At 52.0% G+C, this 22,950-nt stretch carries 22 protein-coding genes; 4 read left to right on the forward strand and 18 right to left on the reverse strand.

Features of this window, described 5'->3' with window-relative positions:
* Nucleotides 1-320: 320 nt before the first annotated feature.
* From AC3QL0_RS16175 to AC3QL0_RS16195, 5 genes are all read right to left on the reverse strand, one after another.
* Complete coding sequence (locus AC3QL0_RS16175; protein WP_493009399.1) at nt 321-1,451, reverse strand: 2Fe-2S iron-sulfur cluster-binding protein; 1,131 nt, start codon at nt 1,449-1,451, stop codon at nt 321-323.
* A 1-nt stretch (nt 1,452) separates the two neighbouring features.
* Complete coding sequence (locus AC3QL0_RS16180) at nt 1,453-2,481, reverse strand: aromatic ring-hydroxylating dioxygenase subunit alpha (RefSeq protein WP_493009400.1); 1,029 nt, start codon at nt 2,479-2,481, stop codon at nt 1,453-1,455.
* Nucleotides 2,482-2,541: 60 nt separating this feature from the next.
* Entirely contained in the window at nt 2,542-3,924 is a 1,383-nt protein-coding gene (locus AC3QL0_RS16185) for an FAD-binding oxidoreductase (RefSeq protein ID WP_493009401.1), read from the reverse strand.
* A gap of 262 nt (nt 3,925-4,186) precedes the next feature.
* Nucleotides 4,187-5,413 carry an MFS transporter gene (locus AC3QL0_RS16190; RefSeq protein ID WP_493009402.1) on the reverse strand — a complete coding sequence of 409 codons (1,227 nt, stop codon included), beginning with the start codon at nt 5,411-5,413 and terminating at the stop codon, nt 4,187-4,189.
* Between the two features lie 25 nt (nt 5,414-5,438).
* On the reverse strand, nt 5,439-5,921 hold the full coding sequence (locus AC3QL0_RS16195) for a DUF2938 domain-containing protein (RefSeq protein WP_493009403.1): 483 nt from the start codon (nt 5,919-5,921) through the stop codon (nt 5,439-5,441).
* 83 nt (nt 5,922-6,004) lie between these two features.
* Here AC3QL0_RS16195 and AC3QL0_RS16200 point away from each other — a divergent pair, with 83 nt between their 5' ends.
* Nucleotides 6,005-6,424 carry a helix-turn-helix domain-containing protein gene (locus tag AC3QL0_RS16200; protein WP_135862530.1) on the forward strand — a complete coding sequence of 140 codons (420 nt, stop codon included), beginning with the start codon at nt 6,005-6,007 and terminating at the stop codon, nt 6,422-6,424.
* An 85-nt stretch (nt 6,425-6,509) separates the two neighbouring features.
* Here AC3QL0_RS16200 and AC3QL0_RS16205 read toward each other — a convergent pair whose 3' ends face one another.
* The 3 genes from AC3QL0_RS16205 to AC3QL0_RS16215 form a co-directional block, all read right to left on the reverse strand.
* Complete coding sequence (locus AC3QL0_RS16205) at nt 6,510-7,928, reverse strand: DEAD/DEAH box helicase (RefSeq protein WP_493009404.1); 1,419 nt, start codon at nt 7,926-7,928, stop codon at nt 6,510-6,512.
* A gap of 276 nt (nt 7,929-8,204) precedes the next feature.
* A complete protein-coding gene (gene rocF / locus AC3QL0_RS16210; protein WP_493009405.1) occupies nt 8,205-9,179 on the reverse strand; it encodes an arginase in 975 nt (324 codons plus the stop codon).
* Between the two features lie 120 nt (nt 9,180-9,299).
* A complete protein-coding gene (locus AC3QL0_RS16215; RefSeq protein ID WP_135862524.1) occupies nt 9,300-9,725 on the reverse strand; it encodes an Lrp/AsnC family transcriptional regulator in 426 nt (141 codons plus the stop codon).
* Nucleotides 9,726-9,855: 130 nt separating this feature from the next.
* On the opposite strand from AC3QL0_RS16215, the gene ocd reads away from it, so the two are divergent.
* Nucleotides 9,856-10,893 (forward strand): ornithine cyclodeaminase, encoded by a 1,038-nt coding sequence (ocd, locus tag AC3QL0_RS16220; protein WP_493009406.1) that lies wholly within the window; start codon nt 9,856-9,858, stop codon nt 10,891-10,893.
* A gap of 63 nt (nt 10,894-10,956) precedes the next feature.
* Here ocd and AC3QL0_RS16225 read toward each other — a convergent pair whose 3' ends face one another.
* Genes AC3QL0_RS16225 through AC3QL0_RS16270 form a run of 10 tightly spaced genes read right to left on the reverse strand, consistent with a single transcriptional unit; the run spans nt 10,957 to nt 20,803 of the window.
* Nucleotides 10,957-12,597 (reverse strand): thiamine pyrophosphate-binding protein, encoded by a 1,641-nt coding sequence (locus AC3QL0_RS16225; RefSeq protein ID WP_493009407.1) that lies wholly within the window; start codon nt 12,595-12,597, stop codon nt 10,957-10,959.
* An 11-nt stretch (nt 12,598-12,608) separates the two neighbouring features.
* Nucleotides 12,609-14,075, reverse strand: coding sequence for an aldehyde dehydrogenase (locus tag AC3QL0_RS16230; protein WP_493009408.1), 1,467 nt, complete (start codon nt 14,073-14,075; stop codon nt 12,609-12,611).
* Nucleotides 14,076-14,088: 13 nt separating this feature from the next.
* Complete coding sequence (locus AC3QL0_RS16235; protein WP_493009409.1) at nt 14,089-14,880, reverse strand: aspartate dehydrogenase; 792 nt, start codon at nt 14,878-14,880, stop codon at nt 14,089-14,091.
* A gap of 9 nt (nt 14,881-14,889) precedes the next feature.
* Nucleotides 14,890-15,684: an SDR family oxidoreductase gene (locus AC3QL0_RS16240; RefSeq protein WP_493009410.1), complete on the reverse strand. Its 795-nt coding sequence runs from the start codon at nt 15,682-15,684 to the stop codon at nt 14,890-14,892.
* Nucleotides 15,681-16,499 (reverse strand): alpha/beta fold hydrolase, encoded by an 819-nt coding sequence (locus tag AC3QL0_RS16245; RefSeq protein ID WP_493009411.1) that lies wholly within the window; start codon nt 16,497-16,499, stop codon nt 15,681-15,683. The genes AC3QL0_RS16240 and AC3QL0_RS16245 overlap by 4 nt, the downstream gene beginning before the upstream one ends.
* 28 nt (nt 16,500-16,527) lie before the next feature.
* Nucleotides 16,528-17,292: an ABC transporter permease gene (locus AC3QL0_RS16250; RefSeq protein ID WP_430221338.1), complete on the reverse strand. Its 765-nt coding sequence runs from the start codon at nt 17,290-17,292 to the stop codon at nt 16,528-16,530.
* Nucleotides 17,293-18,078: an ABC transporter ATP-binding protein gene (locus AC3QL0_RS16255; protein WP_430222449.1), complete on the reverse strand. Its 786-nt coding sequence runs from the start codon at nt 18,076-18,078 to the stop codon at nt 17,293-17,295. It lies immediately after the preceding gene.
* Nucleotides 18,071-19,081: an ABC transporter substrate-binding protein gene (locus AC3QL0_RS16260; RefSeq protein ID WP_493009412.1), complete on the reverse strand. Its 1,011-nt coding sequence runs from the start codon at nt 19,079-19,081 to the stop codon at nt 18,071-18,073. The genes AC3QL0_RS16255 and AC3QL0_RS16260 overlap by 8 nt, the downstream gene beginning before the upstream one ends.
* A 23-nt stretch (nt 19,082-19,104) precedes the next feature.
* Nucleotides 19,105-19,707 (reverse strand): cupin domain-containing protein, encoded by a 603-nt coding sequence (locus AC3QL0_RS16265; RefSeq protein ID WP_493011015.1) that lies wholly within the window; start codon nt 19,705-19,707, stop codon nt 19,105-19,107.
* Between the two features lie 46 nt (nt 19,708-19,753).
* Nucleotides 19,754-20,803 carry a porin gene (locus tag AC3QL0_RS16270; protein ID WP_493009413.1) on the reverse strand — a complete coding sequence of 350 codons (1,050 nt, stop codon included), beginning with the start codon at nt 20,801-20,803 and terminating at the stop codon, nt 19,754-19,756.
* A 208-nt stretch (nt 20,804-21,011) separates the two neighbouring features.
* Here AC3QL0_RS16270 and AC3QL0_RS16275 point away from each other — a divergent pair, with 208 nt between their 5' ends.
* Together AC3QL0_RS16275 and AC3QL0_RS16280 are read left to right on the forward strand one after the other, a co-directional pair.
* Nucleotides 21,012-21,821, forward strand: coding sequence for an IclR family transcriptional regulator (locus tag AC3QL0_RS16275; RefSeq protein ID WP_493009414.1), 810 nt, complete (start codon nt 21,012-21,014; stop codon nt 21,819-21,821).
* Between the two features lie 3 nt (nt 21,822-21,824).
* Complete coding sequence (locus AC3QL0_RS16280; protein ID WP_493009415.1) at nt 21,825-22,928, forward strand: DNA glycosylase AlkZ-like family protein; 1,104 nt, start codon at nt 21,825-21,827, stop codon at nt 22,926-22,928.
* Nucleotides 22,929-22,950: the final 22 nt, after the last annotated feature.

Below are 22,950 nucleotides of genomic sequence, written 5' to 3' on the forward strand. Positions count from 1 at the left end.
ACCCCTATTTAGGCTACTTGTGCCGTTGTGCATGAGCATTTGTGCTATTGGGCACACTGGCTGCAAAACAAGGGTATTCACCAAGAAAAAAGGTACATACTTAAAGCATGTACCTGATAGCTGGTGATAGTGGGCGGGATTTTGTTGGGGTTTTTTGAGGTGCAGGAAATATCTGCTGAAACAGTGCATTCATCGCACGCGCTGGGGAACTGCAGGAATACTTTTTGTGATTTGAGACACTAAATCAAAAAAGTTTCCTCTCCGTCCCCCCGGGGTCTGGATGTTGGTAGGTTTACGGCCCTTTCTTATGCCGCAGCCGTTTACTCCGCCAGTTCAATCACCACTGCACCACGCGGCTTGGAACAGCACAGCAGCACTTTGCCCTCGGGTGGCATGTCCAGTGGCTCTTCTACATAGTCCACTTCGCCTGATACCAAGGTGCACATGCAGCTATTGCACAGACCCGATCGGCAGTTGAAATACGGTTCTAAGCCTTGAGCTTCAGCAAAGTCCAGCAAGGAGACCTGCGCAGGATCCCACGCCAATGCCGCCGTTTTCCCAACGAACTCTACGGTCTCGCCTGTAACGGCTACAGGCTCTGTCGCCGGCACGGTAGATGCTGCCGTGTCAGCCGCCTTCGGTGCTGCTACATCGCTACTGACGGGCTCTTTTTCCAGCACAGTAGCTGTACCAAAGAACTCGTAGTGGATGCGATCTTGCGCAATGCCTAGGCTACGCAACATCTGCCATACCGCCTGCATAAAGGGCGTAGGACCGCAGACGTAGCATTCGTAGTCGTCTAACGGCAGCCAGCTTTGTAGATGCTCGCGCGTGAGCAAGCCTTCTACCTTGAATGCACCTTGCTGGCGGTCAGCATCGGTAGGGTTCAGGTAACAAAGATGGCTGTGCACATTGGCACGCTGTGCCACCAGTGCTTGAACTTCGTCAGCGAACGCGTGCAAGTCACCGTCTTGGCAGCCGTGTATGAAATCCACACGTCTATCTGAACCCAGAACTAACTGCTGCAACATGGCCAATACAGGCGTTACGCCTACACCACCGCTAAGCAGTAAGACAGGGCGTTGGCTGCTCTGATCTAAGACAAAATCACCCAGTGGGCCTGCGGCTACCAGCGTATCGCCTACGTGTACGGCATCGTGCATGTGCTGCGAAATAACACCGGCAGGTACATCTACCCCTTCAGGTGCACTTTCGCGTTTCACGGCAATGCGTAGCCCCGTAGGTTGCCCCGGTGCGGCCGCAATACTGTAATGGCGTAGGTACGATTGACCATCCAAATCAAATTTGAAGATCAAATACTGACCGGGCTGCCACACAGGCAGTACCGAACCATCTTCAGGCTCCAGTACAAACGATGTGATACAGGCACTTTCAGTTGCTTTAGCAACTACCTTATACCGTTTGAACTGACGTGCATCGCTTGCTGACATCTTAAGCACCAACCTCTGCCTGCTCAGCGTCTATGAGTTGCTGCAAACGACGACGGAAGCGCATAGGACCGGAATCAATAGGCAGATCCAACGCGGCTGGACGGGCATCCATGCCTACTTGAACCAGCTCCAAGATGGCTTTGTCTTCGCTGAACGCAAAGCGCACATCTTCGTTGAACTCACGCGATACTTCTTCGTCATTAGGGCTGAAGTTACGCAGCTGGAACCAGAAATAACGAGTGTGTTTTTCGTCTACTGGCGTCAGGAAGTTATAGGAATCCATCAAGAATACGTCTGGATGGTTCACGGCCTCTTCGCCACCGCTACCGGCAGGTACAAAGATAGCCTTGATCACGGCCAACGATGGAAAACGCACTTCGTACTGCTGTTTTCTATCGCAGTTGCCGTCAAATTTCACGAATTTCTTGTAGAACGGCGCAACATCTACGTCTTCTAACCAGCGTGATACCGTCACACCGTTTTCGGCCATGTCCACTTTCAGTGGTTTGCCGATCATGGAAGCACTACCAAACGAGGTTTGGTGCACCCACGATACGTGCGAAGGGTCTAGCAAGTTATCGGTCACATACAGGTAGTTGCAATCAATGGTCATAGCATCGCCACTGTTGACGCCCCACCCTTCACGACCCCATTCAGGAATGTCGATAATTAGGCTTTCATCGGCCAGCGCGGCATCGCCCATCCATACCCACACCATGCCGTAACGCTCCGCACAGGGGTACTGACGCACAACTGCTGCACGCGGAATTTGCGCAACGCCCGGTGCTTTAACGCATTGACCAGAACAGTCAAAGGTCAAACCGTGATAACCGCATTCCACTTCGTCGTTAATCAGACGGCCTTTGGACAACGGCAGACGACGGTGCGGACAGGAATCTTCCAAGGCCACGGGAGTGCCGTCCTGTTTGCGATACATCACAATGTTCTCATTCAGCATTTTCACCGCATGAAGCGCTTGCCCCAATTCCGATGACAATGCCCCTACATACCAGGTATTACGCAAAAACATGCTTAGCTCGTTTTCTATTCAGTCAGTGGGTAAATAGCCTGCCGTGGCAGGCCTTTTACGCTAGTTCGGGTACACACGCCCGGCGTTCAAGATATTTTGAGGATCCAGCAGCTCTTTAAGCTGACGCATCAGTGCCAGTTCTTCTTCGTTACGGCTGAAGTGCAAGAATGGCTTTTTAATGCGGCCAATACCGTGCTCAGCCGAGATGCTACCACCTACAGCGGCTACTTCTTCGTAGACCAGCTCTTCTACAGCCAGCAGGTCTTCTTCAGCGAATGGCCCGGTGGTTAAGTGCAAGTTGCCATCGCCCAAGTGCCCGAAGAATAAATTATGCGCTTGTGGATAAGTTTGTTCCAGACGCTGGGTAACGCGCTGCACAAAAGCGTCGCTGTGCTGCATAGGCAGACCCACATCAAACGCTACATACGGTGTCAACTCTTTAAGGATTTCACCACTGGCATCACGCATGTGCCACAGTTGCGCGGCTTGCTCGCTACTTTGCGGCAAGATCACATCGCTGATCAGCTCTTTTTCCAGTTGTGCTTCTAACCACTCTTGCAACGCTTCTTCAGCGCGCACATCCAAGTCGCCTTCGGTTTCTAGCAACACATACAGTGGATAAGCTTGGTCAAAAGGCTCTGATCTACCTATGGTTTTGCAGGCCATGCTCAGGTACTCGTGCCACATCAACTCGAAAGACGACAAGTTGGCAAAGGCAGCACGGGCAGCTTTCAACAGTTGTGTGACTGCCGAGAAGGATGGCGCAGCCACCAACGCGCTGTAGCGGGCTTGGGGTTTAGGGAACAAGCGCAGCACCAATTTGGTGACCACACCCAAAGTACCTTCTGCACCGATGAACAGGTGTTTAAGGTCTAGGCCAGTATTGTTCTTCAAACCTTTATTCAGCATAGACAGCACACGGCCATCGGCCAGTACCACTTCCATACCCAACACCAACATCCGGGTGGTGCCGTAACGCAGTACGCGGTTACCGCCAGCATTGGTAGAGACGTTGCCGCCTACTTGGCACGAACCACGCGCACCAAAATCCAATGGGAAATACCAGCCTGCTGCCTCTACGTGCTCGCACAGTTTTTCCAGCACCATGCCGGGTTGTACGGTGATGGTGCCGCCAATTTCATCGAATTCCAGCACCTGGTTCATACGTTCCATAGAGATGGCTACATCACCTGTATCAGGCGAGGCGCCGCCAGCCAAACCAGTCAACCCACCTTGTACGGTTACCTGACGCTGTTCAGCCGAACATGCACGCAAAATAGCGGCCACTTCATCTGTGGTTTGCGGTCTGAATACCATGTCTGGTCTGGCGCTTTTCCAACCACTGAAATCCTGCTCATAACGTTGCAGCCCTTCGGGATCCCTAATTGCTGACAACTGTTGGGCCAGCAAATCCAAAGATTCCGTTTTACCCGACTGCATCATATGTTTCTCCATCATCTAAACACGGTACGGTGCGACAGCATTCTTGCTGATACGCAACACATCCAGATCAATCCATTATTTTCTGCGAAGCGCACACGAATCACAAGTAAAGAAGCGCCCGCAAGGCTTCTACGCGGGTTCCTGAAGCTAAAAGAAGCGGCCTATGCACAAAAGCGTGGTAGATGTGCCCACCATACAAAAACGCCGCAAGCACTAAGGCATTGCGGCGTGTATGTTTACAGCATGTGAGCGGAACACGTCGTTAGGCGCTAGGTTCCGCTATGTTCGTCGCTGGTGCAGCACTGGCCGACGTATGGCTAAGTTGTCTATCTAACAGTGCCAAGCCTAGTGACACCACACCAATGGCTACACCTACCCAACCTACTACTGGCAAACCCATCCCCAAGCTTATGGGCAAACCGGCTAGCAATGGTGCAATGGTTAAACCAGCTTGGAAGGCTGACGCGTTTGTAGCTCCAGCCAACATAGGTGCATCTGGCGCAATCACGTACACCCGCCCCCAAACGGCAGGATTCAGCAAGAAACCTGCTATACCCAGCACGAACACCAACAGCACCGTTGCCCACAAACTGCTCGCCAACAACGCAATGGCCGCAGAGATCACGATTAAACCAATAATCCCCACCATCAAAGTAGCAAACTGATGCTTATCCGCCGTGCGCCCCCCAATGCTTAAGCCTATAAAAGCGCCTACGCCAAACAAGGTCAGCACAGCGGGTAGCCACTCTATCGACAACCCACTGACGTCCAACAGCAGCGCCGCCAAGTACCCGAAAATCCCCATGTAGGCTGCTGTGGTGGTCATGGTGGTGGCATACGCTATCCACAACACCGGACGTTTCATGGCTCGTAGCTCAGTTTTCAGGTCTGGTTCCTCAGCCCCTGCACCGGACGTTTTAGGAATGGCTAACCAGCCTGCTATCGCCGATATAGCCGTTACCACTACTACTGCCCAGAAACCGCCTCGCCAGCCCGTAACATCACTGATCAGTGTGCCAGCGGGGCCACCTAACACCATAGCGGCGGTAAGCCCACTCACCACAATGGACAAAGCCTTGGCATGTTTGCCAGCCGGCGATACTTGCACCGCTGTTGCTGCCGCCACGGACCAAAAACAGGCATACGCCACCCCCATGGCAAAGCGCGCAATCAAAATAGACCAATAACCTGCTGCCAACAAACTCATAGCCGTGGCCACAATAAAGGCCACTTGACTCGCAAATAAGGTGGCGCGCTTAGGCCAACGCATCGCCAGAATGGCAAACGGTGGCCCACCTATCAACGCCCCTACGGCAAAGGCTGAAATCAAGGTGCCTGCAGTAGGCAAGCTGATGTTTAAGTCGGCCGCGATCATGGGGAGAATCCCCCCCATTAGAAACTCGGCACTGCCCATCGCAAACAAGCTTAGGGCCAATAAATAAACGGCGGTAGGCATAGTGCTACCGGTTGCTGCTGTGTGCGTTTTCATCGCATTTACTCCTGCCCATCACCTACTACAGCGACTGAAGCACTACCGCTGTCACATACATACCCACGCCAAACACCGCGTGTGTCGCCACGCTTTGCAGGCGGCTTTTCCACGGAGCTGGCGTACGGGATGCAGCAATACCAGCACCAAATGCGGGTTGCATAATCAACCATGGCATGACCACGGTCACCAGACCCACTTTAACGGCCGGCCACAAGGTAGGCTCTTGCACCCACCCCTCGCCATACAGCAGTACTAGAGCTGCGGCAAACACAATGCCTACGGCATAGTGCACAAACCATCCCATCAGCGTTTCACCGCGTACTGGGGCGGCTTTACCTATGGGCGAGTGAAAGAAGGTGCCGTTGCTCCAGTGCCCTATCCATCTGCCTACAAAGGCGTAATTCAACGTAGGCATGCCAGCTGCTTTTAAGAGCATCGTCCAGACATCCATCACCAGCGTGGCGCCTATACCTATGCACAGAATCGTTACTAGGTTGTTCATCATTTCCATATCCTTAGGTTCATTGAAGTAACCATCGTTTATGGATATCATAGAAGTTGAAGTCAACTTCAAGTCAAGGGTATGAAATGGATATATCCGAAGTCGCAAAACGTACTGGTGTGCCCTCATCTACCCTGCGTTTTTACGAGAAAAAAGGGCTGATTAGTGCCACCAGCCCCTCTGGAGCACGACGTAGGTTTTCGCCGGATGTGATTGATCAACTTGCCTTAATTGCACTGGGGCAAGCAGGTGGGTTGTCGTTAGATGAAATACAAGCGATGTTGTCGCCAGACGGCACACCCCATGTGGATAAACAGGTGTTACTCGCCAAAGCCGAAGAAATAGACGGCACCATTAAGCGCCTACAAGCCATGAGTGAAGGCTTACGTCACGCGGCCCACTGCCCTGCGCCTAACCATGCACAATGCCCAACGTTTCAGCGCTTGCTCAAAGCCGCTGCCGCCAGCCGCTTAAAGCACAGTAGATCCACCACACTCAATAAGTAAGCCATCTCAATAGCCCCTTCGCATTGTGTAGGGATGAAAAAAATCCCCCTGCTAGAGGGGGATTCTTCATTCACGCGAGGGTGAATTAACGCATGCCTGCGCCAGCGTGGTTAGCTGGACGTGGTTTGCGATCACCGCGTGAGCTTGGACGTGAAGATGGACGACCATTTGCACCAGCTGGGGCGTGACGGTCACCACGATCGCTACGATCACCACGTGCTGGGCGGTCGCCACCACGGGATGGACGGCTATCACTACGACCAGCGGATGCACCTGCAGCACCGTTTGGTTTACGTGGTTTGCCAGAGAAACCACCAGGACGGCGTGAGCTAGAACCAGGGCGTTTTTTCTTAGGCGACAGCTTTTTCACTGGCTCTAAACCAGGAATTTCTGCCACATCAATCGTTTGCTCAGTAAAGCGCTCGATACGACGCACTTTGTGGTGTTCGGAATGAGTTGCCAATGTGAACGCTGCACCCTGTTGACCAGCACGGCCTGTACGACCGATACGGTGGGTGTAGTCTTCAGCTTGCATAGGCAAGTCGTAGTTAATCGCGTGGCTAATACCTTTAACGTCGATACCACGAGCCGCTACGTCAGTAGCTACCAATACACGAATACCGCCGCGTTGCAGCAGACCCAGTGTGTGGTTACGTTGACGTTGGTTCATATCGCCGTGCAAGGAACGAGCCGCAAAGCCTTCATCACGCAGATCGTCAGCCAGCAATTCAGCACCACGTTTTGTGGCAGTGAACACAATCGCTTGGTTCATGTCGGCGTCGCGCAGCAGGTGATCCAACAAACGGCGTTTGTGGGAATCATCATCCGCGTACAACAAGGTTTGAGAAATGTTCTCATGACGGCTCTTATGACCAGACACTTCGATACGCTTAGGTTCGTTCAGCATATCTTTGGCCAAACGACTTACTGTGTCTTCCAGCGTAGCGGAGAACAACAGTGTTTGACGTGTACGAGGAGTTTTAGCAACGATGGCATGGATGTCATCGATGAAACCCATGTCCAGCATACGGTCAGCTTCGTCCAACACCAATGTTTGTACGGTGTTCAGCTTAACGCGACCAGATTGCAGGTGATCGATCAAACGACCAGGCGTTGCCACCAGCACGTCTACACGACGGGACAAGGATTTGATCTGTGCGCCGTAAGGCATACCGCCCACAACAACAGCAACACGCAGATCACGCATGCCAGTACCCAGCAGTTTCACGTTTTGTGCAACTTGCAGAGCCAACTCGCGTGTAGGAGTCAGAACCAGAATGGAAACGCCAGAATTTTTAGCAGGTGGGTTTTCTAGCAAACGGTGCATGGAAGGCAACATAAATGCTGCTGTTTTACCGCTACCTGTTTGTGCAGAAACCATCAAATCTGAACCTTCCAGAGCTACAGGAATAGCCTGAAGCTGTACAGGAGTAGGCTCAGTAAAGCCGGCCTTGTTCACCGCCGACAATAATGCGGGATGCAAGGCTAAAGAATCAAAAGACATGAAAATCGTCGCTCTGAGGCGACCCACTATGTACCAGTCACTGATTAGTAGTGATGGCACGGGTTGATTGGAAACATCGTGCCGACCAATCAACCTGAAGAATTGCCTCTAGTGTGCAAGCTATAGGGCGTGGGGTCAGAAAGCGATGATAAGACGCCACTTACAAATGCGGCGAATCAATTAGTATAACCCCCTACTCGCCATACGCCTATTAAAACCTGCTATTTACCTTTTTTTAACACTGTGATGACGTGACAAGTACACACTACACCACACTTAAAGTGGTTTCGCACGGTGACGGAGCAAGGTACTCTTTCCAAAAAGACTTTGCAGTAAATCTACCACTAACTCTGCCGTCTGATTATGACTATCCAGCGCAGGATTTAGCTCAACCACGTCCAACGAACTCAGCAAACCCGTGTCGGCGATCATCTCCATACACAGTTGTGCCTCGCGGTAGTCTGGCCCGCCACGTACCCTTGTACCCGTACCAGGTGCAATGCTGGGGTCTAAGAAATCCACATCAAAGCTAACGTGCAAATGTATAGAGTCTGCATCTGGGCCATCTAACCCTCGCAAGGCGCGCTGCATGACCTCGCGCATGCCCAACTCATCTATCGCGCGCATGTCATAGGCTTCTATACGCAGAGAATCCAAAATACGCTTTTCTTGGTCATCCACACTACGTAACCCTATCAGGCACAGCTCATTAGGTTGTACGGCAGGTGTATGGCCGGCCAGCGATGTGAACGCCTCTGGCCCCAGCCCGCATAAGCTCGCCACAGGAATGCCATGCACATTACCGCTGGGTGAGCTTTCTGGCGTATTGCAGTCGGCATGTGCATCTAACCACAGCACTCGCAAGGTTTTGCCTGCCTGACGGCAGTGGCGTGCGACTGCACTAATAGAACCCAATGCAAACGCGTGATCGCCCCCCATCATGATGGGCAACTGATCAGCTTCTAAACTATGAAACACAGCGTCATGCACACGTTGGTTCCAAAGCAAATTGGTGTCAAAGTTACGCAGCCCTGCGTGGGCTGGATCGCGCTCGGTACGCAGATTAGGTGGGCCTGCTAAATTGCCGCTATCCGACACCTGTAGCCCCATACTTTGCAACGCCGGCTGTAAGCCTGCAACGCGCAAGGCGTCTGGCCCCATCGCAGCGCCTAACCTACCAGCACCGCTATCGGAAGGTACACCTATTAAGTGCACCGCATTTAGGAGGGATTGTTTTTCGTTATGACTCATGCGCTCACCTCAACATTCAGTAATACCAGTGTCGCCCGCCCAGCATTTAATGTAAATGCACAAAATTATGCACAAAACGCTATAAATTTAGCATTTTGAATACCCATTACTAGCATTATGCTAATTCAGTTTCAGCGTATTCAAGTGGATGCTGGTTTCGGTGGCCGAAATGCCTCTGATTAATCGTATACGACCCAACACGTCACCCAACTCATTTAAGTCAGATACTGAGAGCTCTGCCAATAAGTCCCAACGCCCATTGGTGTCATGCAACGCCACGATGGCTGCCTCGCCGGTTAAGAGCTGAATGATGCGTGGGGTTTCATGCCCTTCCACCGCGATACTGATCCACGCCACGATGCATTCCGGCTGTGAATCAGGGCGTACGCGCACGGAATAACCCAAGATCACACCATCACGCTCTAGCTTGGTGATGCGGTTGCTAATCGTGCCACGCGACACATCCAATTTCTTCGCTAAGGTCGCGACGGAAAGCCTTGCATCAGCACGCAGCAGTGCCAGAATTTTTCGGTCTAAATCGTCCATTTATTGTCTCTTTGCTAATTCTCTCTGCCATTTTGCTAGAAATATAGCGTTTTTTATAAAAAATTGTCGCTATGAATTGAGCAGCGGTTTTTCAATAATGAATAAAACAGCAATCACAACGGAGCCAAACATGACTATTCTCTTACGCCCACACGATATACGCCATATTGTTCAGCAAGTCGGCCTCGCTGCCGTGTTGGGCAAACTGGAGTCTTGCCTACGCGATGATTTTCTACGCTGGGAAGAGTTTGATAAAACTGCCCGCGTGGCGACACATTCATCCGTAGGGGTCATTGAATTGATGCCCGTTGCTGATGACTCGCTGTATGCCTTCAAATATGTGAACGGCCACCCTGGCAACCCAAAACTGGGCTTGCCTACTGTCATGGCCTTTGGTGCGCTGGCTGAAGTATTAACCGGTAAACCCATCGTGCTCAGCGAACTCACCTTGACCACCGCTCTGCGCACGGCCGCCACATCCGTCTTGGCGGCCAGAACACTAGCCAGACCCAATTCACGCACCATGGCGCTGATTGGCAATGGTTCACAAAGCGAATTCCAAGCGCTGGCTTTCCATTACCTTCTGGGTATTAATGAGCTACGTTTATACGATGTAGATCCAGCTGCCACCCAAAAATTGGTGCAGAACTTGTCGGCTATCTCAGGGCTACACACTACCGTGTGTCACAGTACGGCCGAAGCGGTAAAAGGGGCTGACATTGTCACTACCGTTACTGCCGACAAAACCAACGCCATCATTCTAGAAAAACACATGCTGGAACCCGGCATGCACATTAATGCCGTTGGTGGCGACTGCCCAGGCAAAACAGAATTAGCCACCGATGTGTTACTCAGTGCCACTACCTTTGTGGAGTTTGAAGAGCAGTCACGTATAGAAGGCGAGATTCAGCATATGCCCGCCGACTACCCTGTGAAGCTACTGTGGAAAGTGCTGGCAGGCGAACAAACTGGCCGCAGCAGCAATGAAGAAATTACGGTATTTGATTCTGTAGGTTTCGCGCTAGAAGACTACACCGCTTTGCGCCTGATGCAAGAATACGCACAGCAACATGGTTTGGGCGAGACTATTGAATTGATGCCAGATCTACAGAACCCCAAAAATCTGTTTGGTGAACTGCTAGGTTGCGTGGAAAAACAACCGATTTAACGTGGCAGGCACGTAGCAAGGGAGACACAGCATTGCGCGGCATGCCTCCCTTTGGGGATACAGTTAATACAGTTTTTTCTGCGGTGGGCCTGCAAAGTTCAGTGGGCCAATACTGTTCATGTCCACTTCCACCACTGATGGGCCTTGATGCGCAATCGCTTGCTGCATCACCATTTTGAACTCGTCTAATGACGACACCAGATGGCTTTGGCATCCCATGGCGCTACCCACATCGCGGTAACTAGGGGTGTGCAATTCGTTGTAGTACTGTCGGTCATCAAAGTAGCGCTTCTGAATGCCACGCATCACACCGTAACCACCATCGTTCATCACCAGCAATACCAAGTTGCTTTGCTCTTGCACCATGGTGGCCATTTCACCTATGCCCAGCATCAAGCCACCGTCACCCACCAACGCGACCACTTTTTTGTCGGGATTCGCTTTGGCAGTACCAATCGCATGAGCCAACCCCAAACCAATAGCACCCGCTAAGGAATGGATGTTGCGCAATGGCGCTTCTACTGGGAACAAACGGCTGCCCCACGTACTGCCAGACATGGTGATATCACGCACCAAAATACCATCTTCCGGCAACGCGGCGCGTAAGGCAAAACACAACTCAGCGTAAGGGCCCAATTGCTCTGTTAACTGCGCAACTGCTGCTGTTCGTGCCTGTGCAATAGCGACATCGTAGTCTGCATCCACAAAACTATGGCCTTGCAGGTCTGCCACCAACGCGGTTAATGCTTCGTTAGCATCGGCACACACAAATTGGCCTATAGCGTAGTTACGCTGTTGTGCTGCAGGGTTGGCATCAATCTGAATGGTGTTTTCTGGGAAACGAATGGAATAAGTTTTGGTTTCATTGCTACGCAAACGCGAGCCCACCACCAGCACCAAATCAGCCTCTGCCAACAGAGTTTCTACCTCTGCAGCATTATGGAAGGCTGCCAAACTACGTGGGTGGCTATCTGGCAACACACCACGCGCATGCGTAGACGACACTACAGGGATACCCATATCGGCCAACTGACGTACCGCTTCCCCTGCTTGTAAGGTGCCACCACCTATCCACAGCATAGGACGTTTAGCGGCTTTCACTGCCGACGCCAAACGTGTTCTATCTTTCTCTTGCAACGCGGGTAACTGTAGCGGTGCAACAGGCTCCAAGGACACAGGCCACGCAATCTTGGCGGCTTGTACATCAATAGGGATTTCTACACTCACTGGCCCCATAGGCACCGTGGTGGCCACACGAATGGCTTCCTGAATCATGCCCACCGCATTCTCTGGGCTGCTAATGCGATACGCTGCTTTGCTAGACGCGCGCAAGAAGCCCAACTGGTCTTTGGCTTCGTGGATGAAACTGGCGTCTCTATCCAAATACTCGCGCTCTACCTGACCCGTTAAATGCAACACAGGACTAGCAGCGTTGTAGGCTTCAATCAGCGACCCTACGGCATTACCCGCCCCTGCACCGGTGCTGGTTAAGGCCACACCTAAGCCAGTAAAACGGGATTCAGCATCGGCCATGGTGACACTGCCAGCTTCACCTCGGGCACACACAAACTGCACCGTATTGCGGCGACCTAGAGCATCGGCAATGGGCAAGTTGTGGATGGAAATCACACCGTACACATTACGTACCTGATGGATCTCTAATACACGGGCAATTGCTTCACCCACGGTAATGGTTTCTGTCATCTCTGCTTCTCTCATCCTTCGCACCACGGATCAGGCTGTGAACTCAGCCCCATATAAATACTTTTTTGCTGCATGTAAGACAAAATGCTCAGTCGGCCTTTTTCTCTACCCACGCCACTTTCTTTGAACCCACCAAACGGCGTAGAAATGGAGAATTTCTTGTAGGTATTGATCCAAACTGTGCCTACATCTAGCGCTCTGGCTAACTGCCATGCCTTGCGGTAGTTTTCCGTCCAAATACCAGCCGCCAACCCATATACGCTGTCATTGGCTTGTTGCAGTAAGTCTTGTTCGTCTTCAAACGGCAGTACCACCAATACCGGACCAAAGATTTCTTCTTGGCAGACGGTAGCGTGGTTATTCAACCCCGCAATAATGGTGGGTGCGTAATAGGTACCCTGCGCCAACTCACCTTCTGTCAGCCTATGGCCACCCGCAAGAATTTTCCCGCCCTCTGCCTCGGCTTTGCGCACATAAGCATCTACGGAATTCAGGTGTTTTTCGTCAATCAATGGACCCACTTGGGTGCTGGCCTGCTCAGGATGGCCCACGCGCAAGGCTTGAGTCTTAGCGACCAAACGCTGCATGAAGCTGTCATACACCTTAGCGTGTACAAACAATCGAGAACCCGCGATACACGCTTGTCCTGACGAGCTGAAAATACCGTAAATCACGCCATTGACAGCTAAATCCAGATCGGCATCTTCCAAGACTAACGTGGGCGATTTTCCGCCTAACTCCAGTGACGTACCTATCAAGCGTTCTGCGGCAATATGCGCCAACTGACGACCGGTACTGGTACCACCGGTGAAGGAAATTTTCTTCACCAAGGGATGCTGCACAATGGCATTACCCACTACCGAACCTTTTCCTGGCAGTACGCTTAGCAAACCTTGCGGCAAGCCAGCCTCTTCAAACAAACGCGCCAACTCCAACGCAATTAAGGACGTAGCTTCAGCCGGTTTCAGAATCACGGCATTACCTGCTGCTAACGCCGGTGCCAACTTTTGCATTTCAGACGCAATGGGCGAATTCCATGGCGTAATAGCCGCCACCACACCCAAAGGTTCATGCACACTCATGGTCAACCATTCGCGTGAACGGGCATTGGTCAGTTCGGTGTCCAAGGTTTCCAAACAGGCGGCGGTATAACGTGCGGTAGACGCTGCGCTCATGACCAAGCCTCGCGTTTCCGCCAAGGGTTTACCGTTATCGCGTGTTTGCAATGCTGCCAATTCGGCCGCGTTTTTTTCTATCAGCTCGGCCACTTTGTACAGCACTCGCGCACGCTCTACCGGTAAGCTGCTACGCCATGGCTCGGCTTGCCATGCCTGATGCGCCGTTTGAATAGCCTCGTCTACATCGTCCACACTGGCTGTGGAGAACTCAGCGTTCACGCTACCGTCTGCGGGGAAAATGCTGCGCGCAACTGTCCCCCGGCCTTGCCGCCATTGGCCGGCCAAAAATAATGCTTTCATGTTTGTTCTCCGCCTAGATGACTAGGGCGTCACCCAATTGATAGCAAGCGCGCACCACACTCAGTGCCGCCAAGGTAGAAGTTTTAGGGTTGCTGGCCAATGCCACACCCTGCATCTCTATTTGCATCTCGCCAAAAGCCCCTTCGGCGCGAATACGATGCTGATTGCGGGTCATGGCTGGGTCAGCGATAAGCTCTACTTCTGTCTTATCCATGCCTACACCCGCCAACGCAATGGTTGCTGCTACGTTGGCATTAGCAGGGAATCGTTGTGCTGCTTCACGCGCCGAGCCACGGAAAAACACCGTCGCTTCGGTGAGCGCATCCAAATCAACCAACTGTTCGGCATAACTACCTTTCCAGCTAGCAGGCTGCTTACGGCCCTGATACACCACCTTATTTAGCCCCATGGTACGCGCTGCGGCAATACCATCTATGCCGGCAATCGCACCTGGCAGAATCTGTAGCTGTGCGCTTTGAGCACTGGCAAACGCCCGTATGTCTTGCTCGAACTCACCATCCGCAAATGCTCCTACGGAAATTACCGCCAGCGGCAATTTCCGCTGCAGTACGGCTTTGGCATGGGCTTTTAAGCCTGGCTGTCCTGCCATTTCCAACACTAAATCTGGCGTACCCGTAATGGCATCTATGCTGCTAACCACCTGTACATCAGTACCCAATTCTTGCTGAGTAGCCGCGATGCCAGCTTCGGTCACAACCACCCACGCTAACTGAATGGATTCAGGCAACAGGGCATGCACCGTTTTTGCCATGGCTCCATAGCCTATAAACGCAACTTTCTTCATTGTTCTGCCCTAAATTTCCTGACTAAACCCGCCAGATACATCAATGACCGACCCCGTCGTGTACGAGGACAACGGCGAAGCCAAAAACACCAACGCACGTGCCGCTTCTATGGGCTTACCCAAACGTGCCATAGGAATGCCGCGCTTACGCGCAATAGCGGCCAACCAGTCTTCCCAACTTTGATCTTGATCGGAGCGATCTTGGTAACGACGCTCCCACTGACCGGATTCCACCATGCCAATCAGAATAGAGTTCACGCGTATGCCTGCTCCCACAAACTCTTTGGACAAGCCTTTACTTAGATTTAGTAACCCTGCTCTGGCTGCTGAGGTCGCAATCATGTGCGGCTCAGGTTTGTACGCCAATAGCGAATTAACGTTGGCAATAGAGGCAATAGACGACTGACGCAAATACGGCAGTGCCGCCCGTACGGGGTTTAAGACGCTGAAGTACTTCAGTTGCACTTCGGTCATCCACTCTTCGTCAGTGGTGTCTTCAAAGTTTGCGACTTTGCCTTGGCCCGCATTGTTGATCAACATATCCAGACCACCAAAACGCTGTGCCACATCGTCGATGAAGCTTTTCACCGCGGCGGCATCCAACACGTCGCAACACTGTATGTGCAAACGGTCTGGCCCAAATGCAGCCGCCATGGCGTGCCACGAATCTTGTAGCCTAGCGGCATCTCTACCGCACCACGCTACGTTTGCCCCTTGTTCAAGTAATAGTCGTACTGTTTCCAGCCCAATACCTGACGAGCCCCCAGTCACCACAGCGACCTTGCCGCTTACCTGAAAACTCATGTGTTGTTCTCCTTTTTGCCCTGCTGCACTTGACCAAACACCACCTCATCAAATGCCTGAGGCTGATCCACGTACAGCAAATGCCCCGCTTGCGGCACGGCATGTAAGCGGATTCGCGCATAACGCTGTTGCAGCGCTTGCATACCAGTTGGCGGGGTAATGCCGTCGTCTTCGCCATAAATGACGTCGATACTGTCGTGTATGGCAGGCAGGTAATAATCAATGCTGTCATAGGCCAACAAGTACGAGGCGGCGGTAAACCCTTCTAGGGTTAGCCGTTGCATGGCTTGCGTCACCAGCATCATGTTGGATGGCGTAGGCTGCCCCAACAAAAATGGCCCACGTTCACGTGCCATACCTTCTGGCCCTAGCTTGGCCAACAGGCTAGGCCGCTTCTCGTACACCTGTTGCTGCTGCTCGGCTGTGGTTTGGCCATAGCCTTGCGCCACACTCGCCAATACCAAACGCGACACATCCTCTGGGTACAGTGATGCATAAGCACTCGCCATCAACGCCCCCAACGAATGCCCCACTAAGGTAAAAGTGCCTAGCTCGGCCTCTTCCACCAACGCTTTTAAAGCACGAGCGTAATCGGCAGCGGTTGGAGTGGCCGAAGCCAAGGCGACACTGTCACCGTAGCCTGGCGCATCCCACGCTATCAGTCGATGCTGACCGACTTGGCTGGCAAACTGCTTGGCCCATAAACCCGCACCCGAACTAATACCGTGCAGCAACACGTAGGTATTGCCCTGCTGCTCTCCGTTGTCCCAGTAGGCTAAACCGCATGCGGTCTGGCGCATCGTACTGTGTGACATGTTTTGCCTCCTACGCTCATGCTACGGCTTATTTCTTGGTGCTTTGTGCTGACTCGTGCCATGGAATCACAACTTTGCGTAATGAACCCACTGCGAAATACAACACGAAACCAATCATGGCCAACAAGATCACTACCGCAAACAAGGTGTCTACTTCCAAGTCTTGCAGTTTGATCGTGGCCAAATACCCCAGACCACGCGAACCCGCTACGAACTCAGACACCACGGCACCAATGATGGCCAACACAATCGCCATTTCCATCCCTGTCAGGATGTACGGCAACGAAGAAGGAATCACCAGCAGTTTGAAACGTTGCCAGGTGCTCGCTTTACCCACCTGAAACACTTCCACCATGCCTTTATCGACGGACTTCGCACCCAAATAGCTGTTGGAGAAAACCGGGAAGAAACCTAACAAGGCAGAAATAATAATTTTGGATTCAATACCAAAACCAAACCACAAGATGAACAGCGGAATCAGCGCCACTTTAGGCGTCAATTGCAACGCAATCACGAAAGGTTTGAAAATGGTGTCCAGAAGTGCAACTCTACCCAGCAACTGGCCGAGGATAGTGCCCACGATCACAGCGATACAGAAACCACCCAAGCACTCCACCAGCGTGGTGTAGATATGGTAGTAAGTGTCATCGCGCTGCATCAGTCGTACTAAAGCGTGCAACACGTCTTCGGGTGGTGGCAACACCAACGGAGACACTTCGAAAGCAACGACATAACCTTTCCAGAGCAGGAAAAACACCAGCACGGAAATCAATTGAATAAGAAAACGATTCACTTACAACTCCAGATGCTGACGCAGCTCATCACATAAACGGGCAAACTCTGGATCACCCAGAAAGTTCGTGCGTGGACGCTCCAGCGTAATAGGAATTTCTGCCACGACACGACCAGGGCGTGCAGACATCACGATAACTCTATCGGCCAAATGCACGGCCTCACTGATAGAGTGCGTAATCAAGAACGCACCAAATTTTTGGTCCATCCAAATACGCTCTGCATCGGCGATGATCTTTTCTCGGGTCAGCGCATCTAGTGCCCCGAATGGCTCATCCAGCAATAACAAACTTGGCTGTGAAAACAGCGCACGTGCAAACGAGGCACGCTGACGCATACCGCCAGACAGTTCTGCAGGGCGTCTGCTTTCAAAGCCTTTCAAACCCACCATCTCGCACAGCAACAATGCTCGTTTTTCATCTTCAGCGCTGTAACTACCTTTTTGCATCAGCGTTGGCAGCAAGATGTTTTTCTGGATGTTCATCCATGGCAGCAAACGGTGCTCTTGGAATGCCACCCCAATATCGGGCGTGCTTTTATCGGCGCTGGAAGGCCAGCTCACCTCTCCCGAGGTGGGCTGTTCCAAACCACACAACAAACGCAGCAACGTGGACTTACCGCAGCCTGAAGGACCAATCACCGCCACAAACTCACCAGCCATGATGTGCTGATTGATACTTTGCAACGCAATGGTGGTGCCTGTAGGTGTCTCGAAATGCTTAGAGACATTATCAAAACGAACTATAGGCTGTGCGTCAGATGGCGAGGTTTTTACGAACTCAGACAACGGTAGACTCCCAGATTGCATTGGTGTAAAGCTGTCTGGAGGTTGCCTTCATCAGACCTGCTCCCTGTAACAGACTGGTAGCTTCTTCCCACTGTTCAGGTACGTTACGCAGTACATTTTCTTTGCCATGCGCCAACCACAATTCGCGGTTCCCTTTCAGGTCACTCAGCGCAATGTCTTCTTTTTCAATACCTGGCACATCGTAGCGACGGGCAATGGTACGAATCACTTCCAGCAACTGCGCATCATCCATATCGGCCATGGCCAAAATGGCATTGCGTGCGCCTTGCAAGAAGGCAACGTGCTGTTCACGGTTAGCTTCTAAGTCTTCTTCACGGGCAACGTACACCTGACCTGGCACACCATCATCCACATGCATGGACACTAATGGCAGGTTTTCAGCACGCAGTCGGGATACGGTACTGGCATTCCCAAAGAATGCAGCAATACGACCGGCTTCTACCATCGCAAATGACGCTGGGCCATCTGCTACACGTTCACGACGTACGGATTCAGGATTCACCCCAGCTTTAGCCAGCATCAAATTCAGCGTGGCTTCCATAGAACCGCCGAACGACGCCACACCCACCACTTTTCCTTCCAGTTCTTTTACGTCTCGGATAGGGTGGCTTTCGGATGAGATCACCACAAAAGGCGAAATCTGCGACACCGTAGCAAAAGCCAACACATCAGAGTTGTCTTGAGCGCGAGTAGCCAAATAGTTAGCACCGCCTGTACGGCCTGCCTCTACTTGTTTAGCAGCCACCAATTGAATTGCTTGGCCTGCACCACGACCCACCTCAACTTTGACGTTTACGCCCAATTTGTCGTAATCGCCGGATGCACTGGCGTACAACACGGGTGCAAACGCCAATGACAGCGTGAAAGGTGTGAGATATGTGTAGGTACCCGTCGCCTTGGCAAATGCAACACTAGACGTCAGGGGTAAGCTCATCGCCCCTACTGCGCCGGCACTATAAACCAGAAATTTTCTGCGGTTCATATGGGATGTCTCCTGGATAGGACTTATTTAGACTGATTGTTTTGCGCGGCAGCCTTAGCTTGCATACGCAGCTTTTTGGCGGCAGTCAGCGGGTGATCTTCTGGATACTCAGGCAGATCAGGGCGATTAGCACCCAACATTACGCACATCAAAGACTCTTCTTGGCCTTCATTACGCAAGCCGCGATACACACCTGGTGGCACAGAAATCACGTCACGCTCATTCAGAACCACCTCGCAGCGCTCACCGTTATATTCTAAGAACAGACGAATACTGTCGCCACGTAAAATGAAAAAAGCTTCTTCTACATCGTGGTGTACGTGCAGCGGGCCCTCACAGCCTGCCGGCAAAATCATCGTAGAAAAAGTGAAATGCTCAGCCGGAATAACATTGTCATCATGAGTCACACCCGCTGCACCTGTTCCGACGTAACGCGTTTGCGCACGACGGTAAGTAGGGTTCACCTCTGCTTGCCAACCCAGTGCGTTCCAATCGTACTGACGGGTTTTACGACGTGCAATGCGTGACTCAATCCACTCTTGCAAGCTTTTGTCTTGTGGACGTTTCCAGCTGGCAAACAGGGGAGATTCCTGATCAGGAATCGGTACGACTTTTTCAGTTGTCATATCACTCATGGCTTTTCCTTTTTCTACTTCAATAACATCAGATCAATCAAAATGAGTGCTGCAGACCTACACCAAACTGGTGTTTGTGCTGGTTCTCATCAATAAAGTGGTTACGCACGCTGTACACGTTACCCATCACATAGACGTTGGTGCGTTTGGATAGTTGATAGCGGTAGCCGGCTGCAAAACCGCCATTGTTCGACATCATGGCGCGCTGGTAGCTCAGCATGATCGATCCACTTTTACCCGTAGGAATAGAGGCACCTACAGTGAAAGCTCGGTCTTTATCTCTACCAGTTTCTACATAGCCTGGCGCTGGATTCAGGTTGATATTGCGCTGCTCGTTATAACCACTGAACACACGCACCATGCCGAAGTCGTATGACAACGCGAACTGATAGTTCTGTGCTTTGCGTTTGTTGCTGTCTTTAATGGGATCCAAGCGCTCGTAAGTCAGTGCGGCTTTCAAGGGGCCATTGGTGTAACGCAAGCCAGCTGTCAACACGCGGTTGTTGTTAGATGCGCCAAAAGACTGTTCATCAGCAGTAGAGAAGCTGTAACCAATACCTGCTTCAAAACCGCCCACGATAGGAGTTTGGTAAGTGAAAGCATTGCTCAAACGGCCATCGGCACCAAAATCGCCGCTTTTATAACCAAAGGTAGAACCGATGGAGTTACCCGACCATGCCACGCCAAATGGGCTGGCGATAAATGGAGTCCATGAATAACCAAAGACGGTTTGACGGCCCATTTTCAGCTCACCAAAACCACCTTTCAGCCCCAAGGTTGCTTGTCTACCAAACAAACGGCCTTGCGTGGAGTTACCTGTGGTGGTCAACAGCCCACCTTCCAATTGAAAGGTCACGGAATACCCGTTACCCAAATCCTCACTGCCACGTACACCAAAACGTGATTGGCCGGAAATACCACTGGCCACACCAAAGCGTTTTCCACCGTCTAGTCTTTTCTCTAACAGCATACCGGTGTCCAGCAAACCGTACAGTTGCACGTTGGACTGCTGTGCCAGTGCGGCGCCAGACCAAGCACACACCATAGCCAGCACACCTGCGACTGCTCCTAGTTGTTTTTTGCTCATCCCCATTCCTTTTTGTTCCACTAGTGGAACCATGTTTTATATTAGGAACACGAAGTATAAAATCATTTAAACTTTCAAATAAATGAGTAGAAACCCTTTAAGCATCAATTACCGGTGCGATCTGAATCGCTATCTGTCACAATTTCCTCCCCCCTCTTATACTTAGCCACATCAAATAAATCGCTGTGACCAACATCGAAGAGACCTTATGAGTACAACTTTGCCGGCACAACAAAACTACACAGTTCCAGGACTGGAACGCGGCCTGCGTTTGTTATTTGAATTCAACCGTAATGAGCAAACCCTAACGGCTCCAGAACTTGCAAAAAGACTGGATCTGCCTCGCACCACCACCTTCAGGCTGTTAGCCACATTGGAGAGCATGGGGTTTGTGCAACGCGTAGAAGGCGGCCATGCCTACAAATTAGGTATGGCGATTTTGCGTTTGGGTTTTGAGTATTTGGCGTCGCTAGAACTGACCGAACTGGGCACGCCCATTCTGGAACGAGTACGCGATGAAACCGGGTTATCGTGCAACTTGGCCATCCAAGACGAACACAGCGTGGTGGTGATTAGCAAAGTTGCTGCACCCACGCCTTTTGTTAGCACCGTACACGTGGGCACACGCCTGCCCTTACACGCCACGCTACTGGGTCGCGTACTCTTAAGTGACATGAAACCGGCTGATTTGTTGGCACTGTATCCCAACGATACGCTGCCCAAATTTTCTGAACGCACACCCTCTAACACCGCTATGCTCTACGAGCTGATACGCCAAGACGTAGAACGCGGTTATGGTTACGACGAAGGCTATTTCGAACCTGAAGTGGGTAGCGCAGCTGTGGCAGTACGCAACAAACACGGCCACATCGTCGCCGTGCTGGGGGTGACAATTCCGGTCAGCTATTTACGCTCTGGCAAACTGGACACCTCACAGTTGGTCAACACGGTACGCAACGCGGCGACAGAGCTGTCGCAACTGTTGGGGTACCACAGCCCTTCACCCTCAGCGGTGTAAATCATGCGCGCAGAGACTAGCCTCGCTGCCCTGCGCCGCTACGCCATTGCGCGCACCTTATTTACACCCACCACCTTGCCTGCTGCCATCCGGCGGCTAGGCTTTGTGCAAGCGGATCCCATTCGTGCACCCGCGCGTGCGCAGGACCTGACGCTACGTCACCGCGTTAAAGACTACCGAGCTGGCGACCTAGAACAGCGTTATCCACGCCTGTCCATCGACGAAGATTGCTTGGTGAACTACGGCTTTATGCCCAGTGAATACGTGGCTCTGATGCATCCGCGCCAAGCCAAAAAAATCTGGGATGTAGATACCCAGCGCAAAGCCGACGATGTTTTAGCTTTTGTGCGTGAACACGGAGCCACACACCCACGCGACGTAGAGCAACACTTCAAACACGGTCGCGTCATCAATGGCTGGGGTGGCTCTAGCAATGCCAGCTCGCGATTGCTAGACGGTTTACATTACCGAGGGCTGTTACGGGTAAAACGACGTGACAAAGGCACACGCATTTACGAACCTGCCTCATACCCGCCTGCGGACGATACACCCGCAGGCTGTGCCAGACGAGCTACCGCCTTAATAGAGTTAGTGGTACGCAAATACGCACCACTGCCCGCAGCCAGCCTCACCTATTTAGTGCGATTACTCAGCTATGGTGCCCCGCATCTGACAGAACAAACCCAACTCGCCTTAAAGCTGGCGCGCGACAACCTAGCAAGCTGCCGTGTTGATGGCGTCACCTGGTACTGGCCAGCTGGTGAAAACCCATGCTCGCGCCGTCATACTGTGGATGACCAACTGCGACTGCTCGCCCCCTTTGACCCCATCGTCTGGGATAGACGCCGATTCAGTCTGCTGTGGAATTGGGCGTATAAATTCGAAGCCTATACGCCACCAGCCCAACGCCAACTAGGCTATTACGCACTACCCATGCTTTGGCGTGACCACGTTATAGGTTGGGCCAATGTGTCAGTCAATGCTGGCAAGGTAGAGACTACCTTTGGTTATGTTGCGGGCGAGGCCCCAACGGATGCAGCCTTTAGGAATGCGCTAGACGAGGAAATCGCGCGCCTGACACTCTTTCTGACGCCCCGCGAACCATAGGTTGTACGGATCAGCTGTAGTG

Source organism: Paenalcaligenes sp. GW821-LYS-B07-1 (genome assembly GCF_058803365.1).

Coding starts and splice junctions, on each gene's coding strand:
- AC3QL0_RS16180 (WP_493009400.1), bottom strand. CDS start 2,481: ATGTTTTTGCGTAATACCTGGTATGTAGGGGCATTGTCATCGGAATTG.
- AC3QL0_RS16235 (WP_493009409.1), bottom strand. CDS start 14,880: ATGAAGAAAGTTGCGTTTATAGGCTATGGAGCCATGGCAAAAACGGTG.
- AC3QL0_RS16175 (WP_493009399.1), bottom strand. CDS start 1,451: ATGTCAGCAAGCGATGCACGTCAGTTCAAACGGTATAAGGTAGTTGCT.
- ocd (WP_493009406.1), top strand. CDS start 9,856: ATGACTATTCTCTTACGCCCACACGATATACGCCATATTGTTCAGCAA.
- AC3QL0_RS16265 (WP_493011015.1), bottom strand. CDS start 19,707: ATGACAACTGAAAAAGTCGTACCGATTCCTGATCAGGAATCTCCCCTG.
- AC3QL0_RS16230 (WP_493009408.1), bottom strand. CDS start 14,075: ATGAAAGCATTATTTTTGGCCGGCCAATGGCGGCAAGGCCGGGGGACA.
- AC3QL0_RS16240 (WP_493009410.1), bottom strand. CDS start 15,684: ATGAGTTTTCAGGTAAGCGGCAAGGTCGCTGTGGTGACTGGGGGCTCG.
- AC3QL0_RS16195 (WP_493009403.1), bottom strand. CDS start 5,921: ATGATGAACAACCTAGTAACGATTCTGTGCATAGGTATAGGCGCCACG.
- AC3QL0_RS16245 (WP_493009411.1), bottom strand. CDS start 16,499: ATGTCACACAGTACGATGCGCCAGACCGCATGCGGTTTAGCCTACTGG.
- AC3QL0_RS16215 (WP_135862524.1), bottom strand. CDS start 9,725: ATGGACGATTTAGACCGAAAAATTCTGGCACTGCTGCGTGCTGATGCA.
- AC3QL0_RS16200 (WP_135862530.1), top strand. CDS start 6,005: ATGGATATATCCGAAGTCGCAAAACGTACTGGTGTGCCCTCATCTACC.
- AC3QL0_RS16275 (WP_493009414.1), top strand. CDS start 21,012: ATGAGTACAACTTTGCCGGCACAACAAAACTACACAGTTCCAGGACTG.
- AC3QL0_RS16205 (WP_493009404.1), bottom strand. CDS start 7,928: ATGTCTTTTGATTCTTTAGCCTTGCATCCCGCATTATTGTCGGCGGTG.
- AC3QL0_RS16260 (WP_493009412.1), bottom strand. CDS start 19,081: ATGAACCGCAGAAAATTTCTGGTTTATAGTGCCGGCGCAGTAGGGGCG.
- rocF (WP_493009405.1), bottom strand. CDS start 9,179: ATGAGTCATAACGAAAAACAATCCCTCCTAAATGCGGTGCACTTAATA.
- AC3QL0_RS16185 (WP_493009401.1), bottom strand. CDS start 3,924: ATGATGCAGTCGGGTAAAACGGAATCTTTGGATTTGCTGGCCCAACAG.
- AC3QL0_RS16190 (WP_493009402.1), bottom strand. CDS start 5,413: ATGAAAACGCACACAGCAGCAACCGGTAGCACTATGCCTACCGCCGTT.
- AC3QL0_RS16280 (WP_493009415.1), top strand. CDS start 21,825: ATGCGCGCAGAGACTAGCCTCGCTGCCCTGCGCCGCTACGCCATTGCG.
- AC3QL0_RS16270 (WP_493009413.1), bottom strand. CDS start 20,803: ATGAGCAAAAAACAACTAGGAGCAGTCGCAGGTGTGCTGGCTATGGTG.
- AC3QL0_RS16225 (WP_493009407.1), bottom strand. CDS start 12,597: ATGACAGAAACCATTACCGTGGGTGAAGCAATTGCCCGTGTATTAGAG.